At 69.7% G+C, this 208-nt stretch carries 1 pseudogene; it reads right to left on the bottom strand.

Features of this window, described 5'->3' with window-relative positions:
* Window positions 1–208, bottom strand: a pseudogene (locus ACLJNW_RS29330) (cytochrome c biogenesis protein CcmH); the annotation flags it as partial.

Here is a 208-nt window from a genome sequence, read left to right on the forward strand (position 1 = left end):
GCATTACCCAGTACCATACCGGTGCGCCCCAGCATGAGCCAGCCCTCAACATTGCCGGCATCATTCTGCAGGCGGGTGCGCAGCCCCAGCGCCAGCCGCGCCATCTCCTCCTCATTCAGCGGCTGCGCCTGCGGGTCCAGCGCCCGCGCCAGCAGTCCCGGCGTCTGCGCCGTTGCCTGCTGCCAGGCCCTCACCTGCGGATAGCTGC

Source organism: Salmonella sp. SAL4457, assembly GCF_046548235.1.
GTDB classification, from domain to species: domain Bacteria; phylum Pseudomonadota; class Gammaproteobacteria; order Enterobacterales; family Enterobacteriaceae; genus Salmonella; species Salmonella enterica.